The following is a 21605-nucleotide window of genomic DNA, read 5'->3' on the forward strand; positions in this document are numbered from 1 at the left end:
TTAAAGATTGCAAGAAATAATCCAAAGACAACTTTAGCTGTTTGATTCGACGCTGCCTTGTATTTAACAAATTTTATAGGGTGTCGAAAATGGTCGCTCAAGCTATCCGAAATATTATTTCTCCTAAATCAGTTATAGCTCAGTATCAAAAGATAGATTTCTCAAATAAAGGGACTATCCCAATTCGCCATTTAAATATCGGGTTTGATGGTAAAGAAATTGATATCGAGTTTTACGTCAACAACCAGTTTGCAACTTTGTTCTTTGCAACGCTTTCGGTTTTTTTGACCTATGGTGAAGATCTGGTGATTGAAACAGCTCGTCACCACCGTGAATTTATTCAAGATCCGATTTTAAAACAGCGTGTTACATCGCTGATTGGTCAAGAAGCCATCCATTCAAAATTGCATAATGAGTTCAATGATGCAATTAAAGAGCTGGAATATCCGGTCGATTTTTATCGTTTCTTGGGTGAGAACTTCTTTAAATATGTGTTCTTAAAATTCCCGCAGCCATTAAAGCTTTCACTCATGGCGGGTATTGAACATTTTACGGCGGTACTTGCCGAATACATGATGAAGCATGAAAAGAATTTCTATTATACCGACGATGCCAAAAGTCGTGCCTTATGGATGTGGCATATGCTTGAAGAATCTGAGCATAAAGATATTGCTTATGACGTCTATCAGGTTTTAAACGGTAATTATCCGTTACGGGCAACGGGCTTTTTAATGGCTTTCATTACCATTTTAGGGCTTATTCCAACAGCAACGTTATTTGTACCTCTACTGCGTAAGCCAAAAGAACTGTTGACCAGAAAATTCTGGAAAGATGCACGTCGTGGCGTCAACTTAATTTTTAGTCCAAAAGATGGCGTATTTGGTAGCACCATTGGTCAGATTTTTGATTACTTACGTCCAGACTTCCATCCAAATGACCATGACACGACCGAATATCTGGAGTACTACAAAAAGAAATTACTTAACGAGGGCGGTGCAATTGCGCCTTACTTTGTGAAGGAATTTACACCACCAGTTCGTGCAGTTTCATAAGCCTATTGGTCATGGCAGTAATATGACAATTACTGCCATCTCCCTAAAGTTTTTTAGGATTTACTATGATTTTATTTGGTAAGAAAGACCAGCCGAGCCGAAACGCATATGCGGTCGTAACTGGGGCAGGCAGTGGGATTGGACGAAGCTTTGCAGTTGAACTGGCAAAACGTGGTGGCAGCGTAGTCTGCGCAGATATTAATTTAGAAGCTGCTGAAGAAACCGTAAAGTTAATTGAACAGTTGGGACAAAAAGCATTTGCTGTACAGTGCGATGTTGGGCAAGCAGAACAAGTACAGACTTTGGCTGATCAGGCAGAGCAGTTACTTGATCATCCTGTAACTCTCATTATTAATAATGCTGGCGTAGGTCTAGGTGGCAAATTTGATGAAATGAGTTTGGAAGACTGGAAATGGTGTATGCATGTAAATCTGTGGGGTGTTATTCATGGTTGTCATGCATTTGTGCCAAAGTTCAAAAAACTAGGTTACGGTGCAATCATTAATGTGGCTTCTGCCGCGTCGTATACCGCAGCACCAGAAATGAGTGTCTACAATGTAACGAAAGCGGGTGTTTTGGCATTATCAGAAACCCTTTCAGCCGAGCTTCGCAAATTCAATATTAAAGTCAATGTACTTTGCCCGACTTTGGTGCCAACCAATATCATTAAAAATGGTCGTATTCCGGGGCGTTATTCCAAGCTTGCAGACCATGCACTCATGAACTATGCCATGACGACCAGCGATGCAGTTGCAACTTTAACATTGAATCGATTAGATCGTGGGCAGCTCTACACCACGCCACAGATCGACGCCAAATTATTCTGGCTTATGAAAAGGACATCTCCAACGCTATATGCAAAGTTCCTTGGGCTTTCGTATCAGTTATTTAAATAAAATTTTGTATAGGCAGAAAAATTATGGTCACTAAACCTAGAACAAATACACGCACCCGTAAAACCCAAGAAGTTGCACATATTTATGACACTTTTATTGTCGGTGCGGGTATTTCTGGTCTTGCTGCTGCAATTAAGCTAAACGAAGCAGGCTTAACCAATTTTAAAATTATTGAAAAAGCAAGCCGCGTCGGTGGTACTTGGCGTGAAAATACCTATCCGGGCTGTGGTTGTGATGTACCTTCGGCTCTGTACTCTTACTCGTTTGCTCCAAGTGCAAAATGGAGCCATTTATTTGCACGTCAGCCGGAAATTTTAAGTTATTTAGAAGATGTTAGTCGTGAGTTTGATATTGAGTCCTTAATTGAATTCAATACCGAACTATTAAAAGCGGAATGGGACAATGTAAAAAATGTCTGGAAACTAGAGACAAGCTCTGGTTTATATATTACTAAAACAGTTCTATTTGCTACAGGCCCAATTACTGAGGCGCAGATTCCACGCCTTGAAGGTTTAGATACCTTTACTGGTGAAATGTTCCATTCGGCGAAATGGAACCATGCCTATGACCTTACGGGAAAACGTATTGCCGTGATTGGTACTGGTGCATCTGCCATCCAGTTTGTGCCCCAAATTCAGCCTAAAGCAAAAGAACTGTTTGTATTCCAACGTACAGCCCCTTGGGTACTGCCAAAACCGGATACGGATTTGGGGGAGTTGAGTAAATCAATTATTGCCAAATACCCAAAAATACAGGCCACTTGGCGCCAGACTGTAGCAGGCACCTTAAATGTCATCAATTTTGGTTTACGCAACCCAAAAGCTTTAAAGCCTGTCAATTTTGCTGCAAAACAACTATTAAAGTTACAAATTAAAGATCCGGTTTTACGTAAAAACGTCACACCTAACTTTGATATTGGCTGTAAACGTATTTTATTTGCCAATAACTATTATCCAGCATTACAAGCACCGAATACCACACTTATTCCACATGGCTTAGTTAAAGTGGAAGGCAACACCGTGGTTGCAGCTAACGGTGAACGTCACGAAGTAGATGTGATTATTTGGGGTACAGGTTTTGAAGTGTCTCATCCACCCATTGGTAAACGGGTACATAACGAAAAAGGGGAATGTCTGGCAGAACTCTGGAAAGACTCCTCACCGGAAGCTTACCTAGGAACCAACATTGAAAATGTGCCGAACGCATTTCTTATGCTAGGGCCAAATGTCTTGGTTTACGACTCATTCATTGGTCTTGCTGAAGCCCAACTGCAATATATTGTAGATGGTTTATTGCAAATGAAAGCGAAAGGTATTGCTAAACTTTCTGTAAAATCAGAAATAATTAAAAAGCATAATGAGCTTGTACAAAAGCATTTACAAACCACAGTATTCAATAGTGGTGGTTGTAAGAGTTATTACCTTGATGCAAATGGTCGCAACTTTGCAGCATGGCCATGGTCATTGAAAAAGCTTAGACAGCGTTTACATCATTTAAATTTAGAAGAATATGAGGTCATCTATGAAGCTGATCTTGTAAAAGTAAAACCTAAAGTTGAAGAAGTCGCAGGTTAATTAATTTATAAAAGCCCACTTTATTGATTAAGGTGGGCTTTTTACTATTAAATAATGAAAGAAATATATGAAAATTCAATAAATAATATAATGAAGTTAAAGTAAACGATAAATTTAAATATACTTAAAAATAAAAATGGGCCAAGAATTTTATATAAGTTCCATTTAAAATAATATAGCTATTTTTAAAAATGAATTTTTAAGTGAAAAGTTTTCTTTTTAATCAATTTTTTAAATTGTATATTAAAAAACATTTTTATATCAATAACTTGTGTGGTTAATAATTATTGTAAATAAATGTGAAAGTATTCACAACCTTATTTTTTTTTGTTAAGATCATTAACATTAAAAACATAGAGATAATAATAATGATCAATAAAGTATTAATAGTGTTATGCGTGAGTATTGTATTTGTATTAGGATATTGGGCATATTTAGATACCCAAAATAAAAGACATCAAGAGCTCATGAGGATCATCCAAGAAGCTGAAAAAAATTTGCAGACCATCGAACGTAATCCTAACCGTGTTAGTCATAGCAATTTAGCTTCATATAATTTGCAAAAATATATCAGTGATAAAAAAGTTTTTTTCTAAGCACAGTGCCGATTGAGATTTGCTTTAAAAAGTGTGCCATTGATCATATCTTTTCATAAATTTTGATCATGTTGCTGTTGAATCTGTTAAACTTATTGAACGTATAGTAAAAAAGCTGCATAGGGGTTATGCAGCTTTTTTGTGTTTCAAGAGGGGCTGTGGCTATTTTCTGTGTATGACAGCAGAAATCAAATGAGTGGCATATTTGTTGCTTCGTCTATTTAAGATTTTTGTCTAGAGATCTGAACAGAAAAACAAGATTGCTCAGATACCTACATAGAAGTACATATTCCACAGCTCAGATTTTGCATAGAGGCTACTTATGGCGGCGCCCAATTCTTCGGCAGGGTGGTTAGAGCGTTTATTTAAGTTAAGCGACAATAAAACCACGTTTCGAACAGAAGTTCTTGCTGGTGTAACTACATTTTTAACAATGTGCTACATCATCATTGTCAATCCACTCATTTTATCTGAAACCGGCATGGATCATGGCGCCGTATTCGTTGCGACCTGTTTGGCAGCAGCAATCGGTTGCTTAGTGATGGGTATTATTGCTAATTATCCAATCGCCTTGGCACCCGGTATGGGGCTTAATGCTTATTTTACCTATTCGGTTTGTATGGGCATGGGAGTGCCATGGCAGACAGCTTTAGCTGCTGTTTTTGTTTCAGGTGTGGTATTCCTTGCGATTAGTTTCTTTAAAATTCGTGAGGCGATTGTCAATGCAATCCCGATGTCGCTTAAATTTGCGATAGGTGGTGGTATTGGTTTATTCCTTGCGCTCATTGCGTTAAAAAATGCCGGAATTATTGTCGCGAACCAAGCAACATTGGTCGGTTTGGGCGATATTAAACAACCTACTGTATTATTAGCTTTATTTGGTTTTTTACTTATCGTAATTTTGCATCAGCTTAAAGTCCGCGGTGCGATTATTATTAGTATTTTAGTCGTTACAGCAATTGCCACAGCTTTAGGTCTAAATGAATTTAAGGGTGTGGTTGGTGAAATTCCTTCAATTGCACCAACATTCATGCAAATGGACTTTGAAGGGTTGTTTACCGCAAGTATGGTTGGTGTCATCTTCGTATTCTTTATTGTTGACTTGTTTGACAGTACAGGTACTTTGGTTGGCGTTTCACACCGTGCCGGCCTTTTACAAGATGGTAAATTGCCACGTTTGAAAAAAGCGCTATTTGCTGACTCTACTGCAATCGTTGCTGGTGCTGCATTAGGTACATCATCAACTACGCCATATATTGAATCGGCTTCAGGTGTAGCAGCAGGTGGACGTACAGGTTTAACCGCGGTAGTTGTCGCTTTCTTATTTATTTGCTGTTTATTCTTGGCACCTCTTGCTCAATCTGTGCCGGGTTTTGCAACAGCACCCGCTTTATTGTTCATTGGTGTATTGATGATCCAAGGGATCACTCACATCGATTGGGATGATATTACAGAAGCTGTACCAGCCTTTTTAACGATTGTATTTATGCCATTTGCTTACTCAATTGCAGATGGTATTGCAATGGGCTTTATCAGCTATGCATTAGTTAAATTATTTACGGGTAAGGCAAAAACTGTTCCATATATGGTGTGGATTATTGCTGCCCTTTGGGTATTTAAATTCATCGCCTTTGGCGGTTAATACGATTGTTTATAATTTCCTTCTAGAACTATTTTAGTGATAGGGATATAAGAAGGAAATTATAGAAGGGTGTGCTTACCACACCCTTTTTTCTTTAGATGTGGAGTTAATATGAATCAAGTCGAGCTGATTCAGGCCTTACCAAAAGCCGAGTTGCATGTGCATATTGAAGGGACCTTTGAACCTGAATTAATGTTTGCCATTGCACAGCGTAATCAGATTCAGATTCCTTACAAATCTGTTGAAGAAGTAAAGCAAGCTTATAACTTTCACAATCTTCAATCATTTTTAGATATTTACTATGCTGGTGCAAATGTTCTTGTTCATGAGCAAGATTTCTACGATTTAGCATGGGCATATTTTGAAAAGTGTGCGGAAGATCGTGTCGTTCATACAGAAATGTTCTTCGATCCGCAAACTCATACTGACCGTGGTATTGCTTTTGCAACCGTGATCAATGGGCTTAAACGTGCATGTGCTGACGCAAAAGCCAAATTTGGTATCAGTTCTCAGCTGATCATGTGTTTCTTACGTCATTTAAGCGAAGAAGCTGCATTTGAAACGCTTGAGCAAGCTTTACCGTTTAAACAAGATATTATCGCTGTAGGACTTGATTCAAGCGAAGTAGGCCATCCACCAGCTAAATTTGAACGTGTTTTTGCTAAAGCGCGTGAAGAAGGCTTCTTAATCGTGGCTCACGCAGGTGAGGAAGGCCCACCTGAATATGTATGGGAGGCTTTAGACCTGCTCAAAGTAAACCGTATTGACCACGGCGTGCGTTCTGAAGAAGACGAACAATTAATGGCTCGTTTAATTAATGAAAAAATGCCATTAACGGTTTGTCCTTTAAGTAACTTAAAGCTATGTGTTGTTAAGGATATGAAAGATCACAATATCCGTCGTCTTTTACAAAAAGGCGTACACGTGACTGTTAACTCAGATGATCCTTCATATTTCGGTGGTTATATGAATGATAATTTCTTTGCCATTCAACAGGCATTAGATTTAACTAATGATGAGTTGAAGCAACTCGCAATTAACTCTTTTGAAGCCTCTTTCATTTCAGATGAAGAGAAACAAAAGTGGATTTCAGAAATTCAGAAAATCTAAATAAAAAAAACCGCCTGTGATAGGCGGTTTTTTTACATTGAATTTATTTAGGTTGTTTGGTCATACTGTTTAAAACATTGTCTTTATCTACAAAGTGATGTTTTAAAGCTGCAAGTACATGTCCAACAATAAGTAAACCTGCAAACCATGAAATATAAATATGTAATGGCTTAACAATGGCTAATAACTCAGGATTATCTTGCACTAGGCGTGGAATTTCAAATAAATATAAAACCGGAGCAGGGTGACCAGCACTCCAGCTAAATAAACAGCCAGTGACTGGTAAAGCGACTAAAATCACATACAGTAATAAATGTCCGATGTGAGCTAAAGTTTTCATTGTTGGTGACATCGTGTCAGGTAATTGTGGGGCAGGATGGGTGTAACGCCAAAACAGACGAATGACCACGAGGAAGATAATGGTTGTGGCGATATTCTTATGTAGTGTAATGACATCGCCTTTAAAACTGCCATCAACGTCATAACTTAGAAAATTTCCACTATAGAAACCAATCACCCAAGCAGTGATAAAAATGATGGCCATGACCCAATGCAGAATCTGTGCAGTACGGGTGTAGTATTGAGAGGTTGAGGCAGGCATAAAAGACCCTTTTTTTGTCATTCTAGCGCTAGATTTTATGGGAAACTGTTAAATTTGAGAAATGTTGTTCCCGTAACAGAGCGTGCTATAAACAGAACGCTTCAATTTAAAAAAACACGGTTAAGTTGAGCTGGAGATTAAGGGACTTAATTTGCATAAATGCATCAATTTATTTGTTTCTTCTAAGCACAAGTTTAGGCAAAATACGCGCTGCTTACGTTCGATCAAAGGAAAAAATGATGAAAAAATTGATGCTCGCTGTAGCACCAGTTGTTTTAGCTTTAACTGCATGTGCAACCACTACAGGTACCGGTACTGGCGGTGCTTCTGCACAAACGACAACTCAACAGTTAGGCGTAGCTGCTTTAAAAGTTGCTGTTAATGCGAAATGTATTACAGAAATTAATAATGTTGCTGCATGGAAGACAGCAACAAAATATATGACTGCTGAACAGCGTGATAGCATCCAAACGAATGTTTGCGGCTGTGTAAGTGAAAAAGCACCAAATAGTGTGACTGCAGTAGAATTAGCTGCTGCTGCGCTTGACGTGAATGCACGTGCTACAATCGTAAACCAAGTGGTTTCTAAAACTGTAAATGCTTGTGTGGCAGAAGCTTTACAAAAATAATTGATGTTTTAAGCATTAAAGAAGGCCGATTCATATAAATCGGCCTCTTTTTCATTGGAGTATACATGTTTGTTGCAGGCGTAGATGAGGCAGGACGAGGCCCATTAGTGGGTTCTGTTGTTGCTGCAGCTGTTATTTTAGATCCGAATAATCCAATTTTAGGATTAAATGACTCTAAAAAATTAACTGAAAAGAAACGTGAAAAGTTGTTTATTGAAATTCAAGAAAAAGCTTTAGCATGGTCAATAGCAGAAGCTACACATGCAGAAATTGATGAGCTGAATATCTTGCAGGCAACTTTTTTGGCTATGCAACGTGCAGTGGATGGTCTGAAAACACAACCTCAAAAGGTAATTGTAGACGGCAATCAAATTCCCAAAGGAATTATTATTCCTTGCGAGGCGATTGTAGGGGGAGATGCAAGCCATGCCGAGATTAGTGCGGCGAGTATCTTGGCTAAAGTTACGCGTGATCGTCAAATGGCAGAATTAGATCAACAATATCCATTATTTGGTTTTGCCAAACATAAGGGGTATCCAACCAAAGCACACTTTGAAGCCATTGCAGCTCATGGCGTGATTGATCAACACCGTCGTAGTTATGCACCTGTAAAACGCGCATTAGGTCTATAAATTTATATATTCCCAAAAAAATTTAAAGCGACTATAAAGTCGCTTTAATTAGGGAGAGAACAACTTCATACTAACGATTGAAGTTTTTCTGTGCATAATTATCATCTTCATATGAAACTTGATAATCTTGATCAAGATGTTGAAGGTGTTCATGCATTGCACGTTCATGTTGAATACGTTGATAAATTTCTTCGCGATGAACAGAAACCTCTTTTGGTGCATTTACACCAATTCGAACTTGGTTTCCTTTGACGCCAAGCACAGTAACACTGACTTGATCCCCAATCATTAATGTTTCCCCGACACGGCGGGTCAGAATCAGCATGTTTATCTCCTTGCTAAACGCTTAAAACTGCAATATTGGTACCCAAATAAAAAGCTCAACCTCAGTTTTCAGTCAGATTCTAACAGAAATATGAGAACAAAGTCATATTTTGATAATCACTGTCAAAAAACTTTCCGTTTAATATAACAGAGCCGCTATAAAAAAAACTATAGCGGCTCTGTGTTTTCTTTGATTATTGTCGGACAAGTAAACATTTTTTAATGAATTCTTGACCGTTCGGTAAAATTAAGCGCGTGCGCTACTTTCACCATGTTCACGATCTAAACCAAAAGCGGTATGTAAGCAACGAACTGCAAGCTCAAGGTATTTTTCATCAATAATGACAGAAACCTTAATTTCAGATGTTGAAATCATAAGGATGTTAATACCTTCGTCAGCAAGGGCAGTAAACATTTTGCTTGCTACACCCGCATGCGAGCGCATACCTACACCCACGATAGATACTTTAACGATGTCATCGCGTGTTGAAACTTCACGTGCACCAATATTTTTGGCAGTTTCATTTAAGATTTTTTCAGCTTTTGCTAAATCAACACGGTTTACAGTAAACGTGAAATCTGTTGTGCCATCTTCTTCAACATTTTGGACTATCATATCCACTTCAATGTTGGCATCACTTACTGGTGATAAAATTTTAGAAGCAATACCCGGTTCATCAGGTACACCTAAAATTGTTAATTTTGCTTCGTCACGGTTAAAAGCGATACCTGCAATGATTGGCTGTTCCATAGTGTCTTCTGCCTCAGTAGTAATGAGTGTACCTACATTTTCTTTAAATTCGTCGTCAAATGCGCCGTCGTCATCATTATCAAAACTTGATAATACGCGTAAAGGAACTTGATATTTTCCGGCAAATTCTACTGAGCGAATCTGTAAAACTTTAGAACCTAATGATGCCATTTCTAGCATTTCTTCAAAAGAAATACGATCGATTTTCTTCGCTTTAGGGGCAACACGAGGGTCTGTAGTATAAACCCCATCAACGTCAGTATAAATTTGGCATTCATCTGCTTTTAGGGCAGCTGCAATGGCAACACCAGAAGTATCTGAACCGCCACGTCCTAGAGTTGTAGTATTTCCGTTGGCATCGAAGCCTTGGAAGCCTGCAACTACAATAACACGGCCTGCATCTAGGTCATTGGTCATGACATCTGTGTCAATCGACTCAATACGCGCCTTAGTAAATGCACTGTCAGTTTTAATACCGACTTGACGTCCGGTATAGGATTTAGCTTCCACACCAATCGAATTAAGTGCCATAGCTAACATGGAAATCGTCACCTGTTCACCGGTTGAAACCATTTGGTCTAACTCGCGTGGGTCAGGTGTTTCGGTAATGGCTTTAGCGAGGGCAAGTAAGCGGTTTGTTTCACCACTCATTGCAGATACGACCACAACAACCTTGTGACCGTGATCATGCCAACGCTTCACACGACGAGCAACATTTAAAATGCGCTCGGGGGTACCCATAGAAGTACCGCCATATTTTTGAACGATTAATGCCATAGTTGTTCCATATAAGCCATGACCCTGAGAGGCTTGTCAGGGTCAGTTACACAAAAAGTGAAGTCTTATTTTTGTTCAAGCCAAGCAGGTAATGCTGCCATAACTTGTCCAAACTTCTCGTTAAGTGGCGCGCCACCTTGTGCTAAGTCAGGTTTACCACCACCTTTACCACCTAACTCGGTCGCTAGATGTTTGATGATGTCACCTGCTTTTAGATTTGCAGTGTATTGCGACGCGACTGATGCAAGCAGGCTGACTTTGTCACCCTCTACACCTGCTAACACAATCACTGCGTTCTCTAATTTTGATTTTACACTGTCATGTAAGTTGCGAAGCGCTTTGGCATCAACACCCTGAACAGTAGTAATAAGCGTTTGACGACCAGCAATAGTTTGAACTTGGTCAATCAAATCAGCCGCTTGGAAGTTTGCCAATTTTTGGTTGAGTTGTTCAATCTGCTTTTGTAATGCAGAAACCAATTCTACATTAGCTTGTACACGCTCAACCGTTTGGTCTTTCTGTGCTTTTAATAAGCTATTAATGTGCTGGATATCATGATCAGCTTTTTGTACTACTTCTAATGCTTTAGTACCGGTCACTGCTTCAATACGACGTACGCCGGCAGCTACACCACCTTCAGAAGTGATTTTGAATAAACCAATATCACCTGTACGTTTTACGTGAATACCGCCACAAAGTTCGATTGAGAAGTTTTTCTCGTCAATGACAGAGCCCATAGAGAGCACACGAACTTCATCACCGTATTTTTCACCGAACAACATCATTGCACCTTTTGCTTTCGCAGTTTCAATGTCGAGTAGTTCAGTTGTTACGGCAGTATTTGCAATGATTTCAGCATTTACGAGACGTTCAACTTGTTGTAGTTGTTCAAATGACACAGGTTGGTCATTTGCAAAGTCAAAACGTAAGATATCACTTGCAACCAAAGAGCCTTTTTGTTGTACATGCGAACCTAAAATTTGACGAAGGGCAGCATGCAACAAGTGAGTTGCTGAGTGGTTACGCGCAGTAGCTTCACGAATGTCTGCTTTAACAATCGCTTCTACATTTTGATTGGTTTTAAGGTTACCAACAGTCACAATACCTTGATGAACAAAGGCACCACCAGACTTTTTCGTATCCTGAACTTCAAAAATACCTGTTTCGTTTTTGAAGATACCAGTATCACCAATCTGACCACCGCTTTCAGCATAGAAAGGAGTTTGGTTTAAAACGATAAGTGCTTCGTCGCCTTCAGAAACTTCATCAACTTGTACGCCATCTTTATAGATCGCTACAATCTGGCCTTGACCGGTTGTGTTTGTATAACCGTCGAATTGAGTTTCGCCTTCAACTTTTACAATGTTGTTATAGTCAACAGCAAATTTACCAGCATCACGCGCACGTTGACGCTGTGCAGCCATTTCAACTTCAAAACCTGCTTCATCAATAATAAAGCCACGTTCACGTGCAATATCAGCAGTCAAATCTGTTGGGAAACCATAAGTATCGTAAAGTTTAAATACAGTCGCACCCGGAATAGTTTTGTCTTTTAACTGAGCAAGTTCACCTTCAAGAAGTTTTAAACCTTGCTCTAAGGTTTTAGCAAACTGTTCTTCTTCACGAATTAATGTTGCTTCAATGACTTCACGGCGAGCTTCTAACTCAGGATAAGCCTGTCCCATTACTTCAATTAATGGTTGCAACATTTTGTAGAAGAACGTACCTGTTGCGCCAAGCTTGTTACCGTGACGGACAGCACGGCGGATAATACGACGTAATACATAACCACGTCCTTCATTACTTGGGTTTACACCATCAGCAATTAAGAAGCAGCAAGAGCGGGCATGGTCTGCAACTACACGTAAAGAAGGCTGACCTTCATCTTCAATACCAATGATGTTTGCAGCAGCTTTTAATAAGTGTTGGAACAGGTCAATGTCATAATTTGAATTAACATGTTGCAATACGGCAGAAATACGCTCTAAGCCCATACCTGTATCTACAGAAGGTGCAGGGAGTGGGTGAAGTACGCCATCAGCAGTACGGTTAAACTGCATGAAAACGTTGTTCCAGATTTCAATGAAACGGTCACCGTCTTCTTCAGGTGAACCAGGTAAACCACCCCAAATGTGTTCACCGTGGTCGAAGAAAATTTCTGAACATGGACCGCAAGGACCTGTATCACCCATTGCCCAGAAGTTATCTGATGCGTATTTTTCGCCTTTGTTATCACCAATACGGATAATACGTTCTGGTGCTAGGCCGATTTCTTTATTCCAGATGTCGTAAGCTTCGTCATCAGTATGGTAAACCGTGACATAAAGTTTATCTTTCGGTAAAGCAAGCCATTGTTCGCTAGTTAAAAATTCCCATGCGAACTTGAGAGCATCACGTTTGAAATAGTCACCAAATGAGAAGTTACCCAACATTTCAAAGAATGTATGGTGACGAGCTGTATAACCAACATTATCTAAATCGTTATGTTTTCCGCCTGCACGTACACATTTTTGTGATGTTGTTGCACGTACATAATCACGTTTTTCAAGGCCTAAAAAACAGTCTTTAAACTGGTTCATCCCAGCATTTGTAAATAATAAAGTTGGGTCGTTGGCAGGAACAAGAGAACTCGATGCAACACGTGTATGCCCTTGCGTTTCAAAGTAGCGCAAAAATGCTTCACGAATTTCAGCAGATGTCATTAAACGAGTACTCACAACCAAGTCACTCCATATTTTCGAATTTGGCTAAAAGCATCACCACAAGTTTATTTGTTCACAAAACTCGCATGTGATACGGGGCTTATTTTTAAAAAACGCTAAATTGTAACGGAAAAACCCCACCGAACCAACGATTTTAGAGGGAATATCTTACAAAACTGTGATTTGGCTAAAAATCTATATTCAATTAGCCATGACGTGTTTTACTATATGCCTTCTTTCGCTTCTCGTTTTGTAGATAAGGATAGGTCATGCAACGTATCGCCATTAATGGGTTTGGCCGGATTGGACGTAATGTTTTACGTGCCTGGTTTGAGAGCCCGAAACAATTTCATTTTGAAATCGTGGCGATTAACGATATAGCAGATGTACATACACTGGTACATTTATTCAAATATGACTCAACCCATGGTCGTTTTAATGGCAAGGTTGATATCACCATTGAAAATGAAAAGATTTATTTAAATATTCAATCTAACCAGAGACTCTTAAAGGTTGAAGTTTTGCAGCAAAAACAGCCGGAACTTTTACCGTGGGCAAGTTTAAAAATTGATGTTGTACTTGAGTGTACAGGTTTATTCCGCTCCCATGCTGATGCTACCCGCCATTTAGAAGCAGGGGCTAAAAGGGTCATTATTGGCGCTGCGCCTTTTGATCATGTTGATGCTGCAATTGTTTATGGTGTTAACCATGCTGATGTGAAAGCGACTGATCAGATTATATCGAGTGTGTCATGTACGACACAGGCTTTAGTTCCACTGGTTAAAATCATTGATGATGCATTTGGCATAGAAACAGCGCTTATGACCGAAATTCATGCGGTAACGGCAGATCAGTCTGTGCTTGATCATGCGCATCGTGATTTGCGTCGTGCTCGAGCTTCTGGGCAAAACATTATCCCGACGACCTCTAGTGCGCTCGGTGCTTTAAAGCGTGTAATGCCAAAAATGGAAGATCGTATTGATGGTTACTCAATTCGGGTACCTACCATTAATGTAGCGGCAATTGATTTAACGTTTATCGCGCAATCTCCAATTACGGTTCATCATATTAATGAATTGCTAATTAAAGCATCTCAAACAGATTATGCAGAAATTATGGCTGTAACAGATGAACCATTAGTTTCAAGTGATTTTAATCATTCGCCTTATTCACTTATTGTTGATTTAACTCAGACCATGGTTGTTGGACATCAAGCCAAAGTATTTGCTTGGTATGATAATGAATGGGGCTATGCAAATCGTTTATTGGATTTGTGCGATTCTTTTAAAAGTTAAATTTGGTTAATTGGAAACCGGGTGATAGTTCAGTTATTGCCCCATTCTTTGGTCTAAGAACTTTTATTGATAATGGAAGTCAAAAACAATAAGTCTTTGAATATTATTTTTAATTCATAGAGTCTACTTTTTGACTTTAGAGTTTATTAAGAAAGATTTATGCAAATTGTCAGGTGCATGGCACAAAGTATCATGCTACACTAAGAGAAATCGGGTGTGTTCCCGATTTTTTTATGTGGGGTCGTTCCACGTTGATCAGATTTTAGGCTTGAAATATGACCATTTCAGAGACATGGTTGCTGCCTGACGGGGTAGCAGATGTATTGCCGGAACAGGCGCAAGTCATTGAAAAACTTCGCCGTGAAGCTATAGATTTCCTCGCAGTACGAGGTTATCAACTGGTATATACACCATTTATCGAATACATCGAATCGTTGTCTTCATTATCAGAATCAAATCAAGACCTGGATTTAGTAACTTTTAAGGTGATTGACCAGCTTTCAGGCCGTTTACTCGGTATCCGTGCTGATATGACACCGCAAGTTGCACGTATTGATGCACATGTAAGACCTGTTGAAGGTGTTGCACGTTACTGTTACGCAGGGACTGTATTACATACAAAACCACAAAATTTCAATGCGACTCGCGCACCTTTACAATTAGGCGCAGAGTTATATGGGCACGATAGTATTGAAGCTGATGTCGAAATGGTCGACGTAATGCTTGGTCTAATTGAAAATGCCTATACTTTGCAAGGCGCACATTTAGACTTAGGGCATGTAGGTCTATTTCGTAGCTTAGTAAAATATGCTGGTCTTTCTAAAAATGAAGAGCATGAGTTATCTGATCTTTATCAAAGAAAAGCATTACCTGAGTTAGCTGAATTTACCCAAAATTTAAATATGGGTTCAGATTTCTATGCACTTGGCCGTTATGCAAGTGATTTAGATGCCTTACAAGCGCATTTAAGTGCAGATATTTTAAAAGATACTGAATTTGATGCTGCATTAAATGCACTTAAAACCACTCTCGAACAGATTAAAAACCGTTGGCCAGCACTTAATGTTGGAATTGACGTGGTTGAACTTCGCAGTTACCACTACCACACTGGTTTGATGTATGCAGTTTATGCACCAAATCGTGCCGCACCTTTAGCGCAAGGCGGCCGTTATGATGGTATTGGGGAACACTTCGGTCGTGCACGTCCGGCTACCGGTTTTAGTTGTGATTTATATGCTTTAGGTGCGAACCAGTTTGCCGAAATCGAAACTGTAGTGGCACCTAAAGGTACAGAAGCTGATTTACTTAAAGCAATTGCGAATGCGCGTTCAGAGGGTTTACGTGTAGTTCAATTGTTAGGTAATGATGATTTAAGTTCTATTCCTTATGCAACACATCAATTAGTGTTGCAAAACGGACAATGGAATATTGAAAAGATTTAAACGCCAGCAGTAAGTTTTTTACTGATGGTTTCCAATTTTAACAGCATGATGTAATGAGGCTATTATGGGCAAAAATGTTGTGGTACTTGGTACCCAATGGGGCGACGAAGGTAAAGGTAAAATCGTCGACCTGCTCACAGATCAGGCGGCTGCGGTAGTACGTTATCAAGGCGGACATAACGCAGGTCATACTCTTGTCGTAGGTGGTAAAAAGACTGTATTACACCTCATTCCATCAGGCATTTTACGTGAAAACGTATTGTGCTTAATTGGCAATGGCGTGGTGCTTTCACCAGCAGCATTAATTGAAGAAATGGGAATTTTGGAAGCTGAGGGTGTTCCGGTTAAGGAGCGTCTACGCATTTCTCCAAACTGTCCACTTATTTTGCCTAACCACATTGCTCTTGATCAGGCACGTGAGAAGAAGCGTGGTAACGCTAAAATCGGTACTACAGGTCGTGGTATCGGTCCTGCGTACGAAGATAAAGTTGCGCGCCGTGCAGTGCGTGTTGCTGACCTTGTTCGTGGTGGTGCAGCGTTAGAAGAAAAACTAGCCGAAATGCTAGAGTTACATAACTTCCAATTGGCTCAGTTCTACGGTGTAGAAGCGGTTAAATTTGAAGACGTATTGGCTCTTTGCAACCAATGGCGTGAAGTTCTTGCTCCATTAGTGATTGACGTAACTAAAGTATTACATGACTACCGCAAAGAAGGTAAGGCTGTAATGTTTGAAGGCGCTCAAGGTTCACTTCTAGACATCGACCACGGTACTTATCCGTATGTTACCAGCTCAAATACAACTGCTGGTGGTGTAAGTTCTGGTTCAGGTATGGGTCCTTTACATCTTGATTATGTATTAGGTATTACGAAAGCTTATACAACACGTGTAGGTGCTGGTCCGTTCCCAACTGAATTGGTTTACGATGCTGCGAGTGATTCTGGTGACCCAATTGGTAAACATTTGGGTACTGTGGGTCATGAGTTCGGTGCTTCTACTGGTCGTCAACGTCGTTGTGGTTGGTTTGATGCTGAAATCTTACGCCGTTCTGTAGATGTAAACTCACTTTCAGGTATTTGCTTAACTAAACTTGACGTTTTAGATGGTTTAGAAGAAGTGAAAATCTGTGTGGGTTATGAAAATACAGATTCAGGTTGTGTAGGTTCTTCTGATGCGGTTTCTTTCGAATGCTTGAAACCAATTTATGAAACTATGCCAGGTTGGAGCGAGTCAACTGTTGGTTTAACGAGCATTGACCAATTACCTGCAAATGCTTTGGCTTATGTAAAACGTATTGAACAATTAATCGAATGTCCGATTGATATCGTTTCAACTGGTCCAGACCGTGCAGAAACAATCATTTTACGTCATCCATTCTCTGCGTAATTCGCAAAGATAAAAATAGCCTCCTAAAAGGGGGCTTTTTTTATACCCTACTAAAGTGCAGTTTTGGTTTGGTTCGATTCAGATTAAAACATGATATATAGTTCAGGAATCATAGGCTCAGGATGAAGCTGCAACCCACTATTTCAAAAACCATTTTTTATTCTTTTTTATTTGCTATAGGTGGTTCACCCACATTAGCAATGCTGATTATTTATGGTCAAAATTATAATCCGGACTTCTTCATGACGGCATTTATGAGTCTTTCTGTCCTGATTGCTTGTGTCCTCATTCCGGTTGTTCTCATACAAAACAGTTATTTACTCTGGAAGAGGAAAAATCCTAATCTTGAAGAGAAAGTTAAGACTTTAAGTCACGTTTATCTTGGTTTAAACATAATATGTTTAATATTCTGGATTTATTTGATGACTTTATCTAATTGACCGTTACATAAATACTATGATCGTGAAGAAATGAGAGATTTAAAGCGTGAGTGGTATTTCTTATAATAAGTGCAAAAGAATAAACAGTTTTTTAACGATTTAGGTGACCCATGTTAATGAATAAAAAGTTCGTTCTAAGCTTGTGCGCAGCAGGTGCAGTAACAATTTCTGGTTGTGCCACAATGGCTGATATGGCAGGTGCAGATACCGCAACCTTAAATGCTCAATCTGCACAAAGTTTCAATAAAATGGTGCAGGAAGCGCGTGGTAAAGGTGCTTTAGATACAAGTTCAAGTACCTATAACCGTATTAATGCGGTTTTTAACCGTTTAAAACCTTATGCGAATCAAATGAATCAGACAGGCCAGCCATTTAGTTGGCAATTGGCTGTATTGAAGTCAGATACGATTAACGCTTACGTTGCACCTGGTGGCAAGGTCGTGTTCTACACAGGTATTGTAAATAAACTGAACTTGACTGATGCTGAAATTGCAGCAGTTATGGGCCATGAAATGACTCACGCCTTGGAAGAGCATGCAAAAAGTAAAATTGGCGCACAAGCTTTAACTGATTTAGCGTTAAATATTGGCTTAAGTCAGATTAATGGTGGTAATGTGAGTCAACTAGGCGCGGCTGCGGCTCAGTTAGGCACGCAAGTAGGTGTGGGTCTGCCATATTCTCGTAGTTTGGAAAGCCGTGCTGACCAAGGTGGTTTAATGCTAATGGCGCGTGCAGGTTATAACCCAAATGCAGCGATTACGCTTTGGGAAAAAATGAACAAGCTTGAAGGCAGTGGATCATCTTTCTTGTCTACTCACCCATCAAACGCTCAACGTATTAATGACATGCGTAAGAATTTACCTGCGGCATTAGCTATTTATAATGGTCGTAGGTAAGTTTTAACACTTATAGAACTGATGTTAAAAACGGATGCTTGAGCATCCGTTTTTGTTTTTAAGGAGCAGGATTAGGCTGTTGTAGATGAATAGCCTCAATGCCTTGTAAAATCTCTGGTGAAAGCTCGATTTCAAAAGCTTGGATATTTTCTTTGAGCTGATCTAAATTGGTTGCACCAATAATCGTACTCGTCACAAAAAATTGCTGCTTAATAAAAGCCAGAGCCAATTGAGTCAGGCTTAAACCATGCTTTTCAGCAAGCTGTGCATATTGTTCAGTTGCCCATTCACTTTGCGGGTTGCTGTATCTGCTAAAGCGAGGGAAGAGTGTAACGCGGGCATTGGCTGGTCGAGCCCCATTTCTAAATTTGCCAGTTAAATAACCAAAAGCAAGAGGAGAGTATGCAAGTAAACCTACACCCTCATATTTAGCAATTTCTGACATACCGATTTCATAGGTGCGATTAAGCAGACTATACGGATTTTGCACACTCACAAATTTACTCACACCTAAATTTTCGGCAAGCTGAAGGAACTTCATGGTGCCCCACGGTGTTTCATTAGATAAGCCGATATAACGAATGCGGCCTCGATTAATCTCTTTTTGGAGAGCGAGTAATGTTTCTTCTAAGGGAGTAGTATCGTAATCATTTTGGGCTTGCTGATTACCATAAGCGAGCGTTCCAAAGAAGTTGGTATGGCGTTCAGGCCAATGTAATTGATAAAGATCAATATAATCAGTTTGTAAGCGTTTGAGAGAGCCATCAATTGCTTGTGAAATATGTTCACTATTAAACTTGGTATGGCCTTCTCGAATATGTGTTCCACCAAAACCAGGACCTGCAATTTTTGAAGCAAGGAATACTTTATCGCGCTGACCATGCTGTGCAAACCAATTGCCTAAGATGGTTTCGGTTGCTCCATATGTTTCTGGCTTAGGAGGGACGGAATACATCTCTGCCGTATCCCAAAAATATAAACCGTGTTCTAAAGCGTAATTGAGTTGTTCGAAAGCTTCTTGTTGAGTATTTTGCTCACCAAATGTCATGGTACCTAAGCAAATTTCAGGAAGGTTAATGCCAGTGTGACCAAGTGGTTTAAATTGCATACTGCGAAATCCTTAAGAAATTTTAAGTTAGCCTAACGGAGAATATGTATTCAACTTAAATCATAAAAACAGAATAGTTTGTAAGCTTTGTGTATTAACTCATTGTTGCATATAAAAAAAGCAAACCGAAGTTTGCTCTTTATTCAATAATTACGCGTAATTATTCTTCGTCATCATAGTCTTCGTCAGTGACTGGGGTTTCTTCTAATGAAGTATCAAAAATCAAAATAGCTTTACCGTCAGTTTGAATCATACCTTGATCTTCTAAGGTCTTTAATACACGGCCAACCATTTCTCGTGAACACCCGACAATGCGTCCAATCTCTTGTCGAGTAATACGAATTTGACGGCCATTCGGCAAGATCATTGCTTCTGGTTGTGAAGATAGGTCGATTAAGCAACGCGCAATACGGCCCGACACATCAATAAATGCAAGATCGGTCATTTTACGAGTTGTATTTTTTAAACGACGAACGAGTTGCGCGAAAACGGCATAGCTGAGATCTGGATACTGTTTGCTCAGTTCGTGGAAGTTGTCATATGAAATTTCCGCAATTTCACAGACATCACGGGTACGAACTTCAGCTGTACGTTGAGGGTTCGGTTCGAAAAGCCCCATTTCCCCAAAGAAGTCACCAGGATTCAAATATGCCACAACAATTTCACGTTCATCGTCTTCACGTAAAATAATTGAAACTGAGCCTTTTAAAATTAAATATAAAGATTTTGACTCTGTTCCGGCATCAACAATTGTGGTTCGTTTTGGATATCTGTTGATGTGAGCACGTTTTAACAATGCTTTAACGGATTCAGGTAGTTGCCCCGGAGATAAAGCATCTGTGCTGAGTTGTGAAAAATTTGAAGTCATGCTTGATATGTTCCGAATAGGGTAAACAATTCACACAAGCTCGAGATGAGCTATTACACAGAAGAGATGAAATTCCTTATCAACTCATTTTATGTTAGTGTACAAAACAAGGGTCTGTTGACATTTCACAGATGGTTGCGACATAAGACAATTTTTCTGGACGTTACGAAGCAAGAACTATGGAATTTAGTCATTCTAAATCAATAGAGCTTAACAACGAAACGAACAAAAAAATCTGGCCTTGCGCTGCATCAAAGATGCTTTAATTGCACCTCAGATTCCGGCTGAAATTTAACAAACTTTATTACAAAACTGGACAAAGGATTGCCCTTGTCTGTGTTTTGCGTTTTATTTGGATTAATTTTTAGCTATTACGCAATCCATAGATGAAATGTCAACAGACCCTGCTTAAATTTATAATTTTTTTTGGGTAGTTGCAATGCAAACAAGTGTACATTGGCTAGAGAATGTTGCTTTTGAAGCGAAATCAGAGAGTGGTCATAGTGTAGTGATGGATGGCTCACCTGAGTACGGTGGTGAAAACCGTGGACCACGTCCTATGGAGTTGATATTAATGGGACTTGGTGGGTGTGCTTCGTTTGATATTGTGACTATTTTAAAGAAATCCCGTCAAGATGTGACGAATGTCGTATGTCAGCTTAAAGCTGAGAGAGCAGATGCAATTCCGGCAGTTTTCACCAAGATCCATTTACACTTTGTAGTGACAGGTAAAGCTGTAAAAGAAAAACAGGTCGCAAAAGCAGTAGAGCTATCAGCTGAGAAATATTGTTCAGCAAGTAAAATGCTTTCAGATGGTGGCGTAGAAATTACTCACGATTTTGAGATTATTGAAGCAGCATAATTTTATTTGTGAATGCCTAAAAAA

The 21605-nt window shown here is 39.5% G+C and carries 20 protein-coding genes and 1 pseudogene; 15 read left to right on the top strand and 6 right to left on the bottom strand.

All coding sequences use genetic code 11. The features are described 5' to 3' along the window. Positions 1-89: 89 nt before the first annotated feature. The 6 genes from RFX69_RS08090 (at position 90) to RFX69_RS08115 (ending at position 6870) form a co-directional block, all read left to right on the top strand. Positions 90-1052, top strand: a complete 963-nt coding sequence (locus tag RFX69_RS08090; protein ID WP_000226456.1) for a metal-dependent hydrolase — start codon at positions 90-92, stop codon at positions 1050-1052. 65 nt (positions 1053-1117) lie between these two features. Beyond that, positions 1118-1948 (top strand): SDR family oxidoreductase, encoded by an 831-nt coding sequence (locus RFX69_RS08095; RefSeq protein WP_000599996.1) that lies wholly within the window; start codon positions 1118-1120, stop codon positions 1946-1948. A 23-nt stretch (positions 1949-1971) separates the two neighbouring features. Further along, positions 1972-3522, top strand: a complete 1551-nt coding sequence (locus RFX69_RS08100) for an NAD(P)/FAD-dependent oxidoreductase (protein WP_289332833.1) — start codon at positions 1972-1974, stop codon at positions 3520-3522. Between the two features lie 368 nt (positions 3523-3890). Continuing rightward, complete coding sequence (locus tag RFX69_RS08105; protein ID WP_000608974.1) at positions 3891-4118, top strand: hypothetical protein; 228 nt, start codon at positions 3891-3893, stop codon at positions 4116-4118. Between the two features lie 322 nt (positions 4119-4440). Then, positions 4441-5760: an NCS2 family permease gene (locus RFX69_RS08110; RefSeq protein WP_000729980.1), complete on the top strand. Its 1320-nt coding sequence runs from the start codon at positions 4441-4443 to the stop codon at positions 5758-5760. A gap of 111 nt (positions 5761-5871) precedes the next feature. Further along, the gene (locus tag RFX69_RS08115; protein WP_001077405.1) at positions 5872-6870 is read left to right on the top strand and encodes an adenosine deaminase; all 999 of its coding nucleotides are present in this window, start codon (positions 5872-5874) and stop codon (positions 6868-6870) included. Between the two features lie 43 nt (positions 6871-6913). Here the strand turns inward: RFX69_RS08115 and RFX69_RS08120 are convergent, their stop codons facing one another. Next, positions 6914-7471 carry a cytochrome b gene (locus RFX69_RS08120; RefSeq protein WP_001111768.1) on the bottom strand — a complete coding sequence of 186 codons (558 nt, stop codon included), beginning with the start codon at positions 7469-7471 and terminating at the stop codon, positions 6914-6916. 239 nt (positions 7472-7710) lie between these two features. Between RFX69_RS08120 and RFX69_RS08125 the strand changes: the two genes are divergently transcribed. After that, positions 7711-8100, top strand: a complete 390-nt coding sequence (locus RFX69_RS08125) for a hypothetical protein (protein WP_000735756.1) — start codon at positions 7711-7713, stop codon at positions 8098-8100. Positions 8101-8165: 65 nt separating this feature from the next. Then, on the top strand, positions 8166-8732 hold the full coding sequence (gene rnhB, locus RFX69_RS08130) for a ribonuclease HII (RefSeq protein WP_000495832.1): 567 nt from the start codon (positions 8166-8168) through the stop codon (positions 8730-8732). A gap of 70 nt (positions 8733-8802) precedes the next feature. Here the strand turns inward: rnhB and csrA are convergent, their stop codons facing one another. The 3 genes from csrA to alaS all read right to left on the bottom strand — a co-directional run bounded on the left by csrA (position 8803) and on the right by alaS (position 13286). Further along, positions 8803-9057, bottom strand: coding sequence for a carbon storage regulator CsrA (gene csrA / locus RFX69_RS08135; protein ID WP_000906487.1), 255 nt, complete (start codon positions 9055-9057; stop codon positions 8803-8805). A 246-nt stretch (positions 9058-9303) separates the two neighbouring features. Continuing rightward, positions 9304-10584, bottom strand: coding sequence for an aspartate kinase (locus tag RFX69_RS08140; protein ID WP_001185176.1), 1281 nt, complete (start codon positions 10582-10584; stop codon positions 9304-9306). A gap of 65 nt (positions 10585-10649) precedes the next feature. Next, positions 10650-13286 carry an alanine--tRNA ligase gene (gene alaS, locus RFX69_RS08145; protein WP_000199453.1) on the bottom strand — a complete coding sequence of 879 codons (2637 nt, stop codon included), beginning with the start codon at positions 13284-13286 and terminating at the stop codon, positions 10650-10652. Between the two features lie 269 nt (positions 13287-13555). Between alaS and gap the strand changes: the two genes are divergently transcribed. The 5 genes from gap to RFX69_RS08170 all read left to right on the top strand — a co-directional run bounded on the left by gap (position 13556) and on the right by RFX69_RS08170 (position 18743). Beyond that, positions 13556-14581: a type I glyceraldehyde-3-phosphate dehydrogenase gene (gene gap / locus RFX69_RS08150; RefSeq protein ID WP_001188823.1), complete on the top strand. Its 1026-nt coding sequence runs from the start codon at positions 13556-13558 to the stop codon at positions 14579-14581. A gap of 275 nt (positions 14582-14856) precedes the next feature. Further along, positions 14857-16023 (top strand): ATP phosphoribosyltransferase regulatory subunit, encoded by a 1167-nt coding sequence (locus RFX69_RS08155; protein ID WP_000155682.1) that lies wholly within the window; start codon positions 14857-14859, stop codon positions 16021-16023. Positions 16024-16087: 64 nt separating this feature from the next. Further along, a complete protein-coding gene (locus tag RFX69_RS08160; protein ID WP_271056405.1) occupies positions 16088-17407 on the top strand; it encodes an adenylosuccinate synthase in 1320 nt (439 codons plus the stop codon). Positions 17408-17529: 122 nt separating this feature from the next. Beyond that, entirely contained in the window at positions 17530-17847 is a 318-nt protein-coding gene (locus tag RFX69_RS08165) for a hypothetical protein (RefSeq protein ID WP_000776215.1), read from the top strand. Between the two features lie 116 nt (positions 17848-17963). Beyond that, the gene (locus tag RFX69_RS08170) at positions 17964-18743 is read left to right on the top strand and encodes a M48 family metallopeptidase (protein WP_289332832.1); all 780 of its coding nucleotides are present in this window, start codon (positions 17964-17966) and stop codon (positions 18741-18743) included. A 58-nt stretch (positions 18744-18801) separates the two neighbouring features. Here RFX69_RS08170 and RFX69_RS08175 read toward each other — a convergent pair whose 3' ends face one another. Further along, positions 18802-19851, bottom strand: coding sequence for an NADP(H)-dependent aldo-keto reductase (locus RFX69_RS08175; protein ID WP_031997596.1), 1050 nt, complete (start codon positions 19849-19851; stop codon positions 18802-18804). Between the two features lie 160 nt (positions 19852-20011). Beyond that, entirely contained in the window at positions 20012-20719 is a 708-nt protein-coding gene (crp, locus tag RFX69_RS08180; protein WP_000203217.1) for a cAMP-activated global transcriptional regulator CRP, read from the bottom strand. A gap of 241 nt (positions 20720-20960) precedes the next feature. On the opposite strand from crp, the pseudogene RFX69_RS08185 reads away from it, so the two are divergent. Beyond that, positions 20961-21080 (top strand): annotated as a pseudogene (locus RFX69_RS08185) (hypothetical protein). Between the two features lie 78 nt (positions 21081-21158). Then, positions 21159-21581 carry an OsmC family protein gene (locus RFX69_RS08190; protein ID WP_001195082.1) on the top strand — a complete coding sequence of 141 codons (423 nt, stop codon included), beginning with the start codon at positions 21159-21161 and terminating at the stop codon, positions 21579-21581. Positions 21582-21605: the final 24 nt, after the last annotated feature.

It is taken from the genome of Acinetobacter sp. 148 (assembly GCF_031196675.1).
In the GTDB taxonomy this organism is placed as follows: domain Bacteria; phylum Pseudomonadota; class Gammaproteobacteria; order Pseudomonadales; family Moraxellaceae; genus Acinetobacter; species Acinetobacter baumannii.

Coding starts and splice junctions, on each gene's coding strand:
- RFX69_RS08090 (WP_000226456.1), top strand. CDS start 90: ATGGTCGCTCAAGCTATCCGAAATATTATTTCTCCTAAATCAGTTATA.
- RFX69_RS08095 (WP_000599996.1), top strand. CDS start 1,118: ATGATTTTATTTGGTAAGAAAGACCAGCCGAGCCGAAACGCATATGCG.
- RFX69_RS08100 (WP_289332833.1), top strand. CDS start 1,972: ATGGTCACTAAACCTAGAACAAATACACGCACCCGTAAAACCCAAGAA.
- RFX69_RS08105 (WP_000608974.1), top strand. CDS start 3,891: ATGATCAATAAAGTATTAATAGTGTTATGCGTGAGTATTGTATTTGTA.
- RFX69_RS08110 (WP_000729980.1), top strand. CDS start 4,441: ATGGCGGCGCCCAATTCTTCGGCAGGGTGGTTAGAGCGTTTATTTAAG.
- RFX69_RS08115 (WP_001077405.1), top strand. CDS start 5,872: ATGAATCAAGTCGAGCTGATTCAGGCCTTACCAAAAGCCGAGTTGCAT.
- RFX69_RS08120 (WP_001111768.1), bottom strand. CDS start 7,471: ATGCCTGCCTCAACCTCTCAATACTACACCCGTACTGCACAGATTCTG.
- RFX69_RS08125 (WP_000735756.1), top strand. CDS start 7,711: ATGAAAAAATTGATGCTCGCTGTAGCACCAGTTGTTTTAGCTTTAACT.
- rnhB (WP_000495832.1), top strand. CDS start 8,166: ATGTTTGTTGCAGGCGTAGATGAGGCAGGACGAGGCCCATTAGTGGGT.
- csrA (WP_000906487.1), bottom strand. CDS start 9,057: ATGCTGATTCTGACCCGCCGTGTCGGGGAAACATTAATGATTGGGGAT.
- RFX69_RS08140 (WP_001185176.1), bottom strand. CDS start 10,584: ATGGCATTAATCGTTCAAAAATATGGCGGTACTTCTATGGGTACCCCC.
- alaS (WP_000199453.1), bottom strand. CDS start 13,286: ATGACATCTGCTGAAATTCGTGAAGCATTTTTGCGCTACTTTGAAACG.
- gap (WP_001188823.1), top strand. CDS start 13,556: ATGCAACGTATCGCCATTAATGGGTTTGGCCGGATTGGACGTAATGTT.
- RFX69_RS08155 (WP_000155682.1), top strand. CDS start 14,857: ATGACCATTTCAGAGACATGGTTGCTGCCTGACGGGGTAGCAGATGTA.
- RFX69_RS08160 (WP_271056405.1), top strand. CDS start 16,088: ATGGGCAAAAATGTTGTGGTACTTGGTACCCAATGGGGCGACGAAGGT.
- RFX69_RS08165 (WP_000776215.1), top strand. CDS start 17,530: ATGAAGCTGCAACCCACTATTTCAAAAACCATTTTTTATTCTTTTTTA.
- RFX69_RS08170 (WP_289332832.1), top strand. CDS start 17,964: ATGAATAAAAAGTTCGTTCTAAGCTTGTGCGCAGCAGGTGCAGTAACA.
- RFX69_RS08175 (WP_031997596.1), bottom strand. CDS start 19,851: ATGCAATTTAAACCACTTGGTCACACTGGCATTAACCTTCCTGAAATT.
- crp (WP_000203217.1), bottom strand. CDS start 20,719: ATGACTTCAAATTTTTCACAACTCAGCACAGATGCTTTATCTCCGGGG.
- RFX69_RS08190 (WP_001195082.1), top strand. CDS start 21,159: ATGCAAACAAGTGTACATTGGCTAGAGAATGTTGCTTTTGAAGCGAAA.